The organism is Streptococcus sp. FSL W7-1342 (genome assembly GCF_037966635.1).
GTDB lineage: Bacteria > Bacillota > Bacilli > Lactobacillales > Streptococcaceae > Streptococcus > Streptococcus salivarius_D.
Map to the genome: position 1 here is coordinate 83,205 of NZ_CP150200.1, position 13,917 is coordinate 97,121.

The window sequence follows — 13,917 nt, forward strand, 5'->3', positions numbered from 1 at the left end:
GACAAACACCTAAGGGGCGGGGCTCAGCCCTGCCCCTTAGTTTGATAAAATAAATTTGGAGAAAAACAAAATGGCAGAAATTACAGCTAAACTTGTTAAAGAATTGCGTGAAAAATCTGGTGCTGGTGTCATGGACGCTAAAAAAGCATTGGTTGAAGTTGAAGGTGATATCGAAAAAGCAATTGAATTGCTTCGCGAAAAAGGTATGGCTAAAGCAGCTAAGAAAGCTGACCGTGTTGCAGCTGAAGGTTTGACTGGTGTTTACGTTAACGGTAACGTTGCAGCAGTTGTTGAAGTTAATGCTGAAACTGACTTCGTTGCGAAGAACGCTCAATTCGTTGAATTGGTAAACGAAACAGCTAAAGTAATTGCTGAGGGTAAACCAGCTAACAACGAAGAAGCACTTGCATTGACTATGCCTTCAGGTGAAACTCTTGAAGCTGCATACGTAACTGCTACAGCTACTATCGGTGAAAAGATTTCATTCCGTCGTTTTGCAGTTGTTGAGAAAACTGATGCACAACACTTCGGAGCTTACCAACACAACGGTGGACGTATCGGTGTTGTTTCAGTTATCGAAGGTGGAGATGATGCTCTTGCAAAACAAATCTCAATGCACATCGCAGCGATGAAACCAACTGTTCTTTCATACACTGAATTGGACGAACAATTTGTTAAAGATGAATTGGCACAACTTAACCACGCTATCGATCAAGATAACGAAAGCCGTGCTATGGTTAACAAACCAGCTCTTCCACACCTTAAATATGGTTCTAAAGCTCAATTGACTGATGCTGTTCTTGCTCAAGCTGAAGAAGATATCAAAGCTGAGTTGGCTGCTGAAGGTAAACCAGAAAAAATCTGGGATAAAATCATCCCAGGTAAAATGGACCGCTTCTTGCTTGACAACACTAAAGTTGACCAAGCATACACACTTCTTGCTCAAGTTTACATCATGGACGACAGCAAAACAGTTGAAGCTTACCTTGAATCAGTAAACGCTTCAGTAGTAGAATTCGTTCGCTTTGAAGTTGGTGAAGGTATCGAAAAAGCATCTAACGACTTTGAATCAGAAGTTGCAGCTACAATGGCAGCAGCTCTTAACAACTAATTCTAGTTACTAGATAAAAAGAAAAGAAGTTACGTGAATGAATCGTAGCTTCTTTTTTGTTGCTATTAAAAAACGTCTGAGTATGCCCCAGACGTTGAAAAAGTAATTAATGAGCGAAGGTATTTACACCAAGTAGAAGAGAGAGTGTTCCCATGATGATACCTGCAAGGATAACCCCAAGCATAACAGCAATAACACTACGTTTAAAGTCCCAATCTAGGATAGATGCTGCTAGGGTACCAGTCCAAGCTCCTGTTCCTGGAAGCGGAATTCCCACAAAAAGGAGAAGGGCCCAGAAGACACCCTTATCTCCGGCAGCTTTTTCAAGTTTTTGGCCACCACTGTGACCTTTTTTAAGACACCAGGTAAAGAAACCACCAATTAGAGGTTTGTCTGCCCCCCATTCGAGAACACGGCGGGCGAAGAAAAAGATAATTGGGACTGGAATCATGTTCCCAATGACACAAAGAATTAGGGCTTGCCACCAAGGAATACCTGAGGCGATAGCAACAGGTACGGCTCCACGGAGCTCAACTAAAGGAATCATAGAGATTAAGAGTGCAATGATGTATTTCATGAGTAACCTTTCATAGGGAAATAAAATAAGAGATAAGACTAATACTACTGCGAAAGTGCTAAAAAGTACTTATTGGATTAGGTGGGTCTCAGCCTGTTAAAGTGGATAGAAAATTTGAATCAAACACCTTAAGTTACCTAATATTTCAGTCTTATTTATTGTATCTTATATGGTCTCTAATGACAACTTTAAAAAGCTTTTTGAGGGTATAGTTTCCCATGAGCTGACATTTTTGGTATAATAATAGTCAGTTATAGTCAAATTAGACTGGAGGAATTAAGATGGCAAGAAATACATCAGATAGTATAGAAGAATATATTAAAGAATTGCTGGGCCAGTCTGGAATTGCTGAGATTCAACGCTCGAACTTAGCAGATACTTTTCAAGTTGTACCGAGTCAGATTAACTATGTTATTAAGACTCGTTTTACAGAAAGTCGTGGTTATATTGTTGAGAGTAAACGTGGAGGTGGCGGTTATATTCGTATCGTCAAGGTCAGATTCTCCGACAAGCACCACATGATTAATGATTTGCTTCAGAACTTGGCAGATCAGCTCAGCGAGCAGGTATTTACAGACTTGATTCAGTTGCTTTTTGATGAAAAAATCATCACTGAACGTGAGGGAAATTTGATTTTAGCAACTGCTAGTGATGATGTTTTAGGCGAAGATGCGGCTGCTATTCGTTCGCGTATTCTACGCTCGCTATTACTTAGATTGGATAGAAAAGGAAATTAGATGACGACATATTCAAGAAAAATGCAGGCCATTTTCCATCGTGCTCAGCTTGAGGCAGAGCGTTTTGGAAGTCCTTTCTTGGAGACTTGGCATGTGCTTCTGGCTATGGTTGAGGTTCCAGGATCTGTAGCCTACCTAACATTTACTGATTTTGAGGACCGTATTCGTGCGGAAGAGATTGAGACAGCCACTGTACTAGCGATGGAGAAAAGTCCAAAAGACTTGTCTGAATCCGATATTATCGATTTACGTGCACAGTCACATGCTTTAGAGGTTATGTTGCAAGAGGCAGAGGGAATTGCTAGTGTGACTGGTGCTGTAGAGGTAGGGTCTGAACATGTATTGATGGCCTTCCTTCTTCATAAGGATTTGATGGTTTGTCGTCTCCTTGAAGTTGCTGGTTTTCAATATAAGGATGACAGCGATAAGCCTCGCATTATCGATTTACGACGTTCTTTGGAGCGTTACGCAGGTCTTAGTAAGCAAGATTTGAAGGCCATTCATGACCTTCGTAAGCCTAAAAAATCAAAGGCATCAGGAAATTTTGCTAATATGATGCAGCCTCCTCAATCTTCTACTGGGGAACTGTCAGATTATACCAAGGACTTAACGGCAGTAGCCGAGTCAGGTGCTCTTGATCCTGTTATCGGACGTGAGAAAGAAATTTCACGCATGATTCAGGTTTTGAGTCGTAAAACGAAGAATAACCCAGTTCTTGTGGGTGAAGCAGGTGTTGGTAAGACGGCACTTGCGCTTGGCTTAGCACAGCGTATTGCTTCAGGCGAAGTACCTTTTGAGTTGGCTGATATGCGTATCTTAGAGCTTGATATGATGAGTGTGGTTGCAGGAACACGTTTCCGTGGCGATTTCGAAGAACGTATGAATCAGATCATTGATGAGATTGAAGCTGATGGAAAAATCATTCTTTTTATTGACGAATTGCATACGATTATTGGTTCTGGTTCAGGTATTGATAGCACCTTAGATGCGGCGAATATTTTGAAACCCGCTCTAGCACGTGGAACTCTTCATATGGTTGGAGCAACTACTCAAGCTGAGTACCAGAAGCATATTGAGAAAGATGCAGCTCTTTCTCGCCGTTTTGCTAAGATTACAATTGAGGAGCCAAGTGTACCTGAGGCGATTGATATTCTAAAAGGCCTACGTTCGTCTTATGAAGACTATCATCGTGTAACGATTACTGATGAGGCGGTTGAGACAGCAGTCAAGGCAGCCCACCGTTATTTGACGAGTAAAAACTTGCCTGACTCTGCCATTGATCTTTTAGATGAAGCGAGTGCAACTGTTCAAGGTCGTATCAAAAAAGAAGCCAAACGTGAGATAACGCCTTTGGATGAAGCGCTTCTATCTGGTGATATGAAGGCTGCTGTTAAACAATATAAAGCTAGCCAAAAAGCAAAATTACCAGAACCTGCCTTGGTAGATGCAGATCAGATTATGCAAACCCTTAGTCGTCTATCAGGTATTCCTGTTGAGAAGATGACTCAGGCAGATAGCAAGCGTTACTTGAATCTGGAAGCAGAGCTTCATAAACGTGTTATTGGTCAAGACGAAGCAGTTTCAGCGATTAGTCGTGCTATTCGTCGTAACCAGTCAGGTATTCGTACTGGAAAACGTCCGATTGGTTCCTTCATGTTCCTTGGACCTACTGGTGTTGGTAAGACAGAGTTGGCCAAGGCTTTGGCGGAAGTTCTCTTTGATGATGAGTCAGCTTTGCTTCGCTTTGACATGTCAGAATACATGGAAAAATTTGCGGCTAGCCGCCTTAATGGTGCTCCTCCAGGTTATGTTGGATATGATGAGGGTGGTGAATTAACAGAGAAAGTTCGCAATAAGCCTTACTCAGTTCTCCTCTTTGACGAGGTGGAAAAGGCTCACCCAGATATTTTCAACATCCTCTTACAGGTTTTGGATGATGGTGTCTTGACGGATAGTCGAGGTCGTAAAGTCGATTTCTCAAATACCATTATCATTATGACTTCGAACTTGGGAGCGACTGCTCTTCGTGATGATAAGACTATTGGATTTGGTGCTCAAGATATTTCTCATAATCACCAAGCAATGCAGTCACGTATCATGGAAGAACTTAAGAAGGCCTACCGTCCAGAGTTTATCAACCGTATTGATGAGAAGGTTGTCTTCCATAGTCTAGAGGAAGAGCAACTTCGTGAGATTGTCAAGATTATGATGAAACCGTTGGTATCAGCTTTGGCTGAAAAAGGGATTGACTTGAAATTCCAACCAGCTGCTCTCAAGCATTTAGCTAAAGATGGCTATGATGTTGAGATGGGTGCTCGTCCATTACGTCGCACGATTCAAACTCAAGTGGAGGACAAGTTATCTGAGCTCTTACTAGGTGGTCAAGTAGTTAGTGGACAAACTCTTAAAATCGGCTGCTCGAAAGATAAATTAACCTTTACAGTAGTGTAAAAATCAAACAAATAGACAGATTACAGGTGTAGTCTGTCTTTTTTTGTGTCAATAGGAGTCAAGATAGAGTCAATCTTTCTGTAAAGATGGGGTAAAAGAAAAAGCCGAGCAAAGCTCGACTGTAATAATTAGAGTTTTTCGTTGACAAAGTTGACAAAGTGATTCCACCAGACCTTGAGGAAGAAGCTTTTCTTAACTTCTTTACCAGCAACCAGTTCCATGCTAGGCATACCTTGGTTAGGCAAGTAACCTTCTCCTACAAGTGACTTATCTTCAAAGGTAGCAGTTCCAACCTTGTCACTTGAGTTGACAGGGGCTTGGACTTGATTTGTAGTAACTTTAATATGTTTACTATTGTTAGCATCTATTTTTTGGATGATATTAAAGTCAGACTTAGCAACAGCAGTGACTTGCTTAGATTTCCCATCAAGGACAGGGGCTTGGCTTTTACCGATGGCTTGTCCTTTTTTGGCAATGGTCTTGCTTTCCCAATGATAGACTACGTAATTAAGTAGGTCATTGGTTGCAGTGAAACGGGCGTAGTCATCAGTATCGGTATTATCAGCATTCAAAATGACTGTGATAATGCTCATGCCACTTTCATTTGAGTGGGCCACGAAGGAAGCACCGGCTAAATCAGTGGTCCCTGTTTTTAGGCCATCCACTCCTTTACGGTAACTAGGTTGTCCCTTGAGCATATAGTTGAAGGTTTTGAGTTTGTTGACACCATCAAAATCAGCTTCAGTTTTTTTAGTGATATCGAGAATTTCAGGATATTCTTTCACTACGTGTTGTGCAATGATAGCAACATCTTTAGCACTCATGGTATTTTCTTCGTCTGATTTAGAGCCTGGATAGATATTGTCACCTAAGTAAGAATTATTGAGACCAGAGGCATTGACAATCTTGGCATCAGTGATACCCCAATCTTTAAGTTGGGCTTTCATCATGTCGACAAACTTACTTTCGGTTCCTCCGATTTCCTCGGCTAGAGCAATAGATGCACTGTTGGCACTGGAAATAAGAGTTGCGTCAAGAAGTTGTTTGACAGTGTATTTGCGGGCGTCTAGTGGAATATTAGATACTCCGGTACTGACAGTTAGTTCAAAGGGGTAGTCAGAAATGTCAACTTTGCTGTTCCACTTGAGGTCTCCCTGATCTACCGCTTTATAAACCATATAGGCTGTTAGAAGCTTGGTAATAGAGCCAATCCCCGTAGAGGTGGTTGCATCTTTTTCGTATAAAATTTTGCCAGTATTAGCTTCGACAGCGATGGCATGTTTGGCTGCGGCATTATATCCTTTTTTCTTATCTGCTGCAAAAGCAGGGGCTACGCTTCCCAGACAGAGTAAGAAGGTCATCATAAGCGTAATCAGTTTTTTCATGGTTTGTTCCTTCATGTGTTTTGGATATTTATTATACCACATTTTGAGAGGAACTTAAGGTGTTGAGAAGGAGCTTTTACTTACAAGAATAATTTTTAAAGCAAGATAAAACTACCTTTTGATATCTAAAAGGTAGTTTTGTGTTTACTTGTTTCCTGTAAAGAAATTAACGATATGGTTCCACCAAACTTTTAAGAAGAAACTTTTCTTGATAGATTGGTTAGCTGTTACAGAAATTTGAGGTGGATCAGAGATGTAACCTGTTCCAACGAGATCCTTATCATCAAAGGTCGCTGTTCCAATAGTGTCATCTTTTTTGATAGGGGCTGTTATAGTTTTTGCTTTGATTTTAACAGCATCATTTTTGCTGTTTATTTTTTGAACGACTGTAAGGTCTGACTCGAGTTTAGCAGAGATGGTTTGACTGTCTCCATCGGCTACCTTAATATCATTTTTCTTGACGATTTGTCCCTTGGTGTTGAGGGTTTTGATTTTCCAGTTTTGAGTCACATAATCTAGCAACTCATTTGTGGCCGTGAATCTGGCTGCTTCATCTTCTCCGCCATTGTCCGCATTCATAACAACGGTAATTAAACTCATGCCATTTTCATTGGCGTGGGCTACAAAGGATGCCCCTGCAAGTTCAGTTGTTCCAGTCTTGAGTCCATCAACGCCTTCACGGTAGTTGTCTTGCCCCTCCAACATGTAGTTGTGCGTCGTTAATTTGTTGTTACCTTCGAAATCAGTTTCGGTTTGCTTGGTGATTTCAAGTACCTGAGGATAGTCTTTGATGAGGTGGTCTGCAATAATGGCAACATCTAGAGCGCTCATAGTATTTTCGTCATCTGCTTTAGAGCCAGGATAGCGGTTATCCCCAAGGTATTTATTGTTTAGGCCAGAAGCGTTAAATAATTTAGCATCTGTAATGCCCCATTCTTTAAGTTGGGCTGTCATAGTGTCAACAAAGGCACTCTCTGATCCTGAGATTTTTTCAGCTAGAGCAATAGCAGCACTGTTAGCGCTGGAAATGAGGGTGGCATCCAGGAGCTGTTTAACAGTGTATTTTCGGGAATCTAGTGGGACATTTGAAACTTCTGAATCAACGGTTAAGTTGAAAGGATAGTCTGAAATATCTACTTCAGTGTCCCAGGTAATTTTTCCTTGGTCAACTGCTTTATAGACCATGTAGGCTGTTAGGATTTTAGTCATTGAAGCCACACCATCAGGAGTAGTGGCGTCCTTTTCATAGAGGACTTTCCCAGTAGTTGCTTCGATAGCAATCGCATGTTTAGCAGAAACATTGAAGTTATCTGTCTGTTCTTGTGCTAGAGCAGGTGTTACTAGGCCTAGTAAGATTAAGGCAATCATAATGATGTGTTGTAATTTTTTCATAGTCATTCCTTTGTCTCTCATAAGTGTTTATTATATCACAAAACGACTTAAATATCTGAGAGAAAGGGAGACTTGGGCGCTAACTTATGCCGGAGCTCTGCCATTTTTGACTATATTATGGTAAAATGAAAGTTATATCAAATGAATGACATAAAGTTGACCGGTTCGTTTTTTTAAGGGCTGGTCATGGATAAAAAGAGGGATCAAACATGGCTAAACAAACTTTTGAGATGACCTTTGCAGGACGCCCGCTTGTCGTTGAAGTTGGGCAGGTAGCCAAGCAGGCTAATGGTGCTGTCGTCGTGCGTTATGGAGATACAACTGTATTATCAACAGCTGTTATGTCTAAAAAGATGGCAACTGCAGATTTCTTTCCTTTACAGGTTAATTATGAGGAAAAAATGTATGCAGCTGGTAAGTTCCCGGGTGGCTTTAATAAGCGTGAGGGTCGTCCTTCAACAGATGCCACTTTGACTGCTCGCCTCATCGACCGTCCTATTCGTCCTATGTTTGCGGAGGGCTTTCGTAACGAAGTTCAAGTCATTAACACCGTCCTCTCTTATGATGAGAATGCTAGTGCTCCGATGGCGGCTATGTTTGGGAGTTCTTTAGCTCTTTCTATCTCTGATATTCCTTTCAATGGTCCGATTGCTGGGGTTCAAGTGGCCTATGCTGCAGAAGATTTCATCATCAACCCAAGTGCAGCGGATAAGGAAGTTTCACTTTTAGATTTGACAGTGGCAGGTACCAAGGAAGCTATCAATATGGTAGAGTCAGGTGCCCAGGAATTGTCTGAGGATATTATGTTGCAAGCACTCTTGAAGGGACATGAGGCTATTCAAGAGTTGGTTGATTTCCAAAATTATATCGTTGCAGCTGTTGGCAAGGAAAAGGCTGAGGTTGAACTTCTACAAGTTGATGCTGATTTGAAAGTCGAAATCGAAACAGCTTATTATGATCAATTAGCTAAGGCTGTTCAGGTGGAAGAAAAACTGGCGCGTGAAGCAGCAACCCAGGCTGTAAAAGAAGAGGTCCTCGCTTCTTATCAAGAACGCTTTGCGGAAGATGAGGATAAGGAAACTATTCTGCGTGATGTAGCAGAAATCCTTGAGCAGATGGAACATGCTGAAGTGCGTCGTTTGATTACAGAAGACAAGGTTCGTCCAGATGGTCGTCGTGTGGATGAAATCCGTCCTTTGGACGCAGAGATTGACTTTCTTCCTAAGGTTCATGGTTCAGGTCTCTTTACACGTGGTCAAACTCAAGCCTTGTCAGTTTTGACTTTGGCACCTATGAGTGATACACAACTTGTTGATGGTTTGGATCCAGAGTATAAGAAACGTTTCCTTCACCACTATAATTTCCCTCAGTATTCAGTGGGTGAAACAGGGCGTTATGGTGCGCCAGGCCGACGTGAGATTGGTCACGGAGCCTTGGGTGAACGTGCCCTTGCTCAGGTTCTCCCAAGTGTTGAAGAGTTCCCTTATGCTATCCGTTTGGTAGCAGAAGTCTTGGAGTCAAATGGTTCTTCATCACAAGCTTCTATTTGTGCAGGAACCTTGGCTCTTATGGCTGGTGGTGTACCTATTAAGGCACCTGTTGCAGGGATAGCCATGGGACTTATCTCAGATGGTACTAACTACACTGTCCTAACTGATATTCAAGGTTTGGAAGATCATTTTGGAGATATGGACTTTAAGGTGGCTGGTACACGTCAAGGAATTACAGCTCTTCAGATGGATATTAAGATTTCGGGTATTACACCGGCCATTCTCGAAGAGGCTTTGGCTCAAGCAAAGGTAGCTCGTTTTGAAATTCTTGATGTTATTGAGTCAGCAATCGCTGAGCCACGTCCAGAATTGGCACCAACAGCACCTAAGATTGACAGTATTCAGATTCCTGTTGACAAGATCAAGGTTGTCATCGGTAAAGGTGGCGAAACTATTGACAAGATTATCGCTGAGACTGGTGTCACTATTGATATTGATGAAGAAGGTCTTGTTCAGATTTTCTCTAGTGATCAGGATGCTATTAACCGTGCTAAAACTATCATCTCCGATCTTGTACGTGAAGCTAAGGTTGGAGAGGTTTACACTGTACCCGTTGTGCGTATTGAAAAGTTCGGTGCCTTCGTCCACCTTTTCAATAAGACAGATGCTCTCATCCACATCTCAGAACTAGCTTGGGAACGTACTGAGCATGTCGAAGATGTGGTTAAAGTTGGGGGTACGGTAACTGTTAAAATTATCAAAATCGATGAAAAAGGACGTATTGATGCCTCAATCAAGGCCTTGCTTCCTAAGCCTGAAAAACTTGATGATGGGGAAAATGGAGGAGAGCATCGTCACCGCCGTCGTTCTCATCATAAACCACGCCACCATGATGAAAGTGGTGAAGCACCGAAAAATCCTGATAAATCAGAAACGAAAGAACAGACAGAAGAATGACAGAAAATCAAGAATTGCAAGCTTTTGATGAAACTCTAAAAGAATTTTTAAAGGAACCAGACCACTTTTTAACCAGTCTGGCTTTGGTTAATTACCTACAACGTACTCCCGTCTTGGCTGCTCAAGACCTCTACGCAGTTGAAGTGGAAGGAAAGAAGGTTGTTCCTGTCTTCACCAATGAACAGGACCTACAATCTTTCAAAGCTACTCAGGAGAGTGCTCGAGAACAAATTTGGATAGAACGTTCGAGCTTAGATGTTTTAACACAACTTGTTCAGGCAGAGCTTTTTGGTCTTGCTTTCAATTTAAAAGAGGATGGTGACTTCTCAAATACCACTCTTTTTGCAAGCAGTGAACTCATCCAGTTTATCAACTATTTCACTCAGACCCTTAATAATCTTTTGGGTGAGGAAAATCAAAAGGCAGCTCCTAAAGATAAGATTTATCTTGTTCCAGCCTTCGTTCACAAACGCGAGGAAGATGGCCAGGATGACCGTCTCTTTGCGACCATGTCGAATGCAGAGGGACAGAGTTATGTGCCTGTGTTTACGAACTTAACGAGCTTTGCAAAATGGTACGGTAACGAGACTTTTGGCCTACCTTTCCGTAAGGCTAAAGGGACGATTTTGCAATGGCCACTGTCAGAAATTTACCAGCCTTCAACAGGTGAAAATGAGTTGGATAAGGTTCAAGGTGTTGTCATCAATCCGTTTGATGAGCAGCCTGAGTTAGTCGACTGGTCTTATTTTAAAGGGGATGGCGAGTAGACCTAGTGTTAGTAGCTTTCCACTTTAAAGAATAATAGGCCACAGCAAACAATAATAACAATAATGATGTAAGGAGTGACCTAAATGGGTTGGTGGAAAGAAAGTATTGATATAGTAAAGAAAAATGACCCGGCAGCTCGGACGAGTTTGGAGGTTCTTTTAACCTACCCTGGCTTAAAAGCCTTGGCTGCTCATCGTATCTCACATTTTCTCTGGCGCCACCATTGTCGACTCTTAGCGCGTATGCATAGTCAGTTTTGGCGCTTTTGGACTCAGATTGAGATTCACCCAGGGGCTCAGATCGCTGAAGGAGTCTTTATTGACCATGGCTCTGGCCTTGTTATTGGTGAAACAGCTGTTGTGGAGAAGGGCGCTATGCTTTACCACGGTGTCACTTTAGGTGGTACTGGTAAAGATGTGGGAAAACGTCACCCAACCGTTCGTGAGGGTGCCTTGGTTTCAGCCCATGCTCAGGTCATAGGCCCTATTGAGATTGGAAAGAATGCTAAGGTCGGTGCGGCAGCTGTGGTTGTTGCGGATGTCCCAGAAGATGTTACAGTCGTTGGTGTTCCTGCTAAGGTTGTGCGTGTTCATGGTCAAAAGGATGAAGAAGTTATCCACGATATTGAAGAAGGTCGTGAATACTATAGCGAAAAGCTAGAAGACCTTCTAAAAGCAGCTAGCTTTCATTCATCACGTCTATAAGGAAAGGAAACGATGAAACTCTTTAGTTCAAAGGTGACTCGATTGACGGTTGTGGGTCCTCTTGCTCTTGTTTACATTGCTTTACATAGAGCAGACTATAGTATGGCCGCCTTATGGTTTTGCATTGCTCTGTTATGGGCCGGTCTTGTTTTTAAGCAACGACACAAGTGAGATTTGAGTAATGAAAAAATTCTTCAAGGACAATCCTTTTTTGGTCTTCTATATAGTTGGGAGTTTTCTTTCAGCTATGTCTCTCTTAGCTCAAGGTCAGCTAGATGCGGCTATTTGGATTATCATTCTCGTTATACTCTTGTGTTTGTACCTAAACCATATCAAAGATAAAAAATAGTTTCCAGTTAATTGAAAGGAATCTCTAGTGATTAAAATTTATGATACGATGACGCGTTCGCTCCGTGATTTTGTACCTTTGACAGAAAATGTTGTCAATATGTATGTCTGCGGACCAACAGTTTACAATTACATTCATATCGGAAATGCCCGTTCAGCAGTAGCTTTTGATACTATTCGTCGTTATTTTGAGTATTGTGGCTACACAGTCAACTATATTTCCAACTTTACGGATGTAGATGATAAGATCATCAAGGCAGCCAATGAAGCTGGTATTTCAACTAAGGAATTGTCGGACAAGTTTATCGCGGCCTTTATGGAAGATACCGGACAACTTGGCATCAAACCAGCGACACAAAATCCACGTGTTATTAACTACATGGATGAAATCATTGCATTCGTGTCAACCTTGGTTGACAAAGGATTTGCCTATGTCTCTGAAGGTGATGTTTACTTCCGAGTAGCTAAGTCAAACAACTATGCTAAATTGGCTAACAAGACCTTGGAAGATCTTGAAATTGGTGCAAGCGGACGTACGGATGCTGAAACAGAACGTAAGGAAAATCCTCTAGATTTTGCCCTTTGGAAAGCTGCTAAAGAGGGAGAAGTTTCTTGGGATAGCCCATGGGGACCTGGTCGTCCTGGTTGGCACATCGAATGTTCTGTTATGGCGACTGAAATCCTTGGAGATACTATCGATATTCATGGTGGAGGGGCAGACCTTGAGTTTCCACACCATACCAATGAAATTGCCCAATCCGAAGCCAAAACTGGCAAGACCTTTGCTAACTACTGGATGCATAATGGTTTTGTCAATGTGGATAATGAAAAAATGTCAAAATCCTTGGGTAACTTCGTGACCGTTCATGATATGCTTCAAACGGTTGATGGTCAAGTGCTTCGCTTCTTCCTAGCAACACAACAGTATCGTAAACCAATTAACTTTACAGAAAAAGCTATCCATGATGCTGAAGTCAATCTTAAGTATTTGAAAAATACCCACAGTCTTCCGTTGACAGAACAGGTGAATCAAGCTGAGTTGCAAACTTATCTTGACGCCTTCCAAGAAGCTATGGATGATGATTTTAATACGGCAAACGGAGTGACTGTTCTGTTTGACATGGCTAAATGGATTAATTCAGGCAATTATGATCAAACCGTTAAGGATGCTTTTGAAAAAATGCTCCAAGTCTTCGGTATTGTTTTCGAAGAAGAAGTCCTTGATGAAGATATCGAAAAACTCATTGAAGAGCGTCAAGCGGCGCGTGCCAACAAGGACTTTGCGACAGCAGACCGCATTCGTGATGAGTTAGCTGCTCAAGGTATCAAACTTCTTGATACCAAGGAGGGCGTGAGGTGGACACGTGACTAAACATCTTGATGTCAACCTTATTAATGGTATTGCTCTCGCTTTTGAGGGAGATGCTGTTTATTCCTTGTACATTCGCCGTCACCTGATTTTTCAAGGTCAGACCAAGCCAAACCAACTGCACCGTCTAGCTACACGCTATGTTTCAGCTAAGGCCCAGGCTAGTCTCATTGAAAAAATGCTGGAGCAAGAGCTTTTGACTGAAAAAGAGCTAGACATCTATAAACGAGGTCGTAATGCGAATAGCCATACCAAGGCTAAAAATACAGATGTTATTACTTATAAAATGTCAACAGGCTTCGAAGCAGTCATGGGCTATCTTCATATGACAGAGGATATCGCTCGCTTAGAGGAACTGATTGCTTGGTGTATTGACGAAGTTGAAAAAGAAATCTAAAAATTCTGCCGAGAGCAGGATTTTTTGTTTAAAGGCTATAAAAATTGTAACAGTTAGCCAGAGTTTCAAAATTTAGATTATTTGATAATCAAAGTAATTCGGCGTCTTGACAATAAAAAATAAGATGAAACTAATATTTAGCACCTTGAAAATGAGAAAGTTAAGGGATGTCTGACACGTGTAAAACCCCGATATAATAGCGTTTTTTAATAAAACTAATTTGACAGAAAG

General features: G+C 41.6%; 11 protein-coding genes. 8 read left to right on the forward strand and 3 right to left on the reverse strand.

The window, feature by feature from the left end; genetic code table 11:
- Positions 1-70 precede the first annotated feature (70 nt).
- Entirely contained in the window at positions 71-1,111 is a 1,041-nt protein-coding gene (gene tsf, locus NSQ79_RS00505; RefSeq protein WP_002886343.1) for a translation elongation factor Ts, read from the forward strand.
- A gap of 106 nt (positions 1,112-1,217) precedes the next feature.
- Here the strand turns inward: tsf and NSQ79_RS00510 are convergent, their stop codons facing one another.
- Complete coding sequence (locus tag NSQ79_RS00510) at positions 1,218-1,688, reverse strand: small multi-drug export protein (protein WP_004182164.1); 471 nt, start codon at positions 1,686-1,688, stop codon at positions 1,218-1,220.
- Positions 1,689-1,969: 281 nt separating this feature from the next.
- Between NSQ79_RS00510 and NSQ79_RS00515 the strand changes: the two genes are divergently transcribed.
- Together NSQ79_RS00515 and NSQ79_RS00520 are read left to right on the forward strand one after the other, a co-directional pair.
- The gene (locus NSQ79_RS00515) at positions 1,970-2,425 is read left to right on the forward strand and encodes a CtsR family transcriptional regulator (RefSeq protein ID WP_014633783.1); all 456 of its coding nucleotides are present in this window, start codon (positions 1,970-1,972) and stop codon (positions 2,423-2,425) included.
- Positions 2,426-4,876, forward strand: a complete 2,451-nt coding sequence (locus NSQ79_RS00520; protein WP_049529353.1) for an ATP-dependent Clp protease ATP-binding subunit — start codon at positions 2,426-2,428, stop codon at positions 4,874-4,876.
- Between the two features lie 128 nt (positions 4,877-5,004).
- Here NSQ79_RS00520 and pbp3 (NSQ79_RS00525) read toward each other — a convergent pair whose 3' ends face one another.
- Positions 5,005-6,261 carry a D-alanyl-D-alanine carboxypeptidase PBP3 gene (gene pbp3, locus NSQ79_RS00525; RefSeq protein ID WP_002886347.1) on the reverse strand — a complete coding sequence of 419 codons (1,257 nt, stop codon included), beginning with the start codon at positions 6,259-6,261 and terminating at the stop codon, positions 5,005-5,007.
- 144 nt (positions 6,262-6,405) lie between these two features.
- Entirely contained in the window at positions 6,406-7,653 is a 1,248-nt protein-coding gene (gene pbp3 / locus NSQ79_RS00530) for a D-alanyl-D-alanine carboxypeptidase PBP3 (RefSeq protein ID WP_045002006.1), read from the reverse strand.
- A gap of 209 nt (positions 7,654-7,862) precedes the next feature.
- Here pbp3 (NSQ79_RS00530) and pnp point away from each other — a divergent pair, with 209 nt between their 5' ends.
- The 5 genes from pnp (at position 7,863) to NSQ79_RS00555 (ending at position 13,686) form a co-directional block, all read left to right on the forward strand.
- The gene (gene pnp, locus NSQ79_RS00535) at positions 7,863-10,100 is read left to right on the forward strand and encodes a polyribonucleotide nucleotidyltransferase (protein WP_049529354.1); all 2,238 of its coding nucleotides are present in this window, start codon (positions 7,863-7,865) and stop codon (positions 10,098-10,100) included.
- On the forward strand, positions 10,097-10,867 hold the full coding sequence (locus NSQ79_RS00540; RefSeq protein ID WP_049529355.1) for an SseB family protein: 771 nt from the start codon (positions 10,097-10,099) through the stop codon (positions 10,865-10,867). The genes pnp and NSQ79_RS00540 overlap by 4 nt, the downstream gene beginning before the upstream one ends.
- Before the next feature lie 84 nt (positions 10,868-10,951).
- On the forward strand, positions 10,952-11,572 hold the full coding sequence (cysE, locus tag NSQ79_RS00545; protein ID WP_002886354.1) for a serine O-acetyltransferase: 621 nt from the start codon (positions 10,952-10,954) through the stop codon (positions 11,570-11,572).
- Positions 11,573-11,948: 376 nt separating this feature from the next.
- Positions 11,949-13,292, forward strand: coding sequence for a cysteine--tRNA ligase (gene cysS, locus NSQ79_RS00550; RefSeq protein WP_013989932.1), 1,344 nt, complete (start codon positions 11,949-11,951; stop codon positions 13,290-13,292).
- Positions 13,285-13,686, forward strand: a complete 402-nt coding sequence (locus tag NSQ79_RS00555; protein WP_002886359.1) for a Mini-ribonuclease 3 — start codon at positions 13,285-13,287, stop codon at positions 13,684-13,686. The genes cysS and NSQ79_RS00555 overlap by 8 nt, the downstream gene beginning before the upstream one ends.
- Positions 13,687-13,917: the final 231 nt, after the last annotated feature.

Excerpts from the sequence above, each read along its gene's own strand:
- tsf (WP_002886343.1), top strand. The coding sequence starts at position 71 with ATGGCAGAAATTACAGCTAAACTTGTTAAAGAATTGCGTGAAAAATCT.
- NSQ79_RS00510 (WP_004182164.1), bottom strand. The coding sequence starts at position 1,688 with ATGAAATACATCATTGCACTCTTAATCTCTATGATTCCTTTAGTTGAG.
- NSQ79_RS00515 (WP_014633783.1), top strand. The coding sequence starts at position 1,970 with ATGGCAAGAAATACATCAGATAGTATAGAAGAATATATTAAAGAATTG.
- NSQ79_RS00520 (WP_049529353.1), top strand. The coding sequence starts at position 2,426 with ATGACGACATATTCAAGAAAAATGCAGGCCATTTTCCATCGTGCTCAG.
- pbp3 (WP_002886347.1), bottom strand. The coding sequence starts at position 6,261 with ATGAAAAAACTGATTACGCTTATGATGACCTTCTTACTCTGTCTGGGA.
- pbp3 (WP_045002006.1), bottom strand. The coding sequence starts at position 7,653 with ATGAAAAAATTACAACACATCATTATGATTGCCTTAATCTTACTAGGC.
- pnp (WP_049529354.1), top strand. The coding sequence starts at position 7,863 with ATGGCTAAACAAACTTTTGAGATGACCTTTGCAGGACGCCCGCTTGTC.
- NSQ79_RS00540 (WP_049529355.1), top strand. The coding sequence starts at position 10,097 with ATGACAGAAAATCAAGAATTGCAAGCTTTTGATGAAACTCTAAAAGAA.
- cysE (WP_002886354.1), top strand. The coding sequence starts at position 10,952 with ATGGGTTGGTGGAAAGAAAGTATTGATATAGTAAAGAAAAATGACCCG.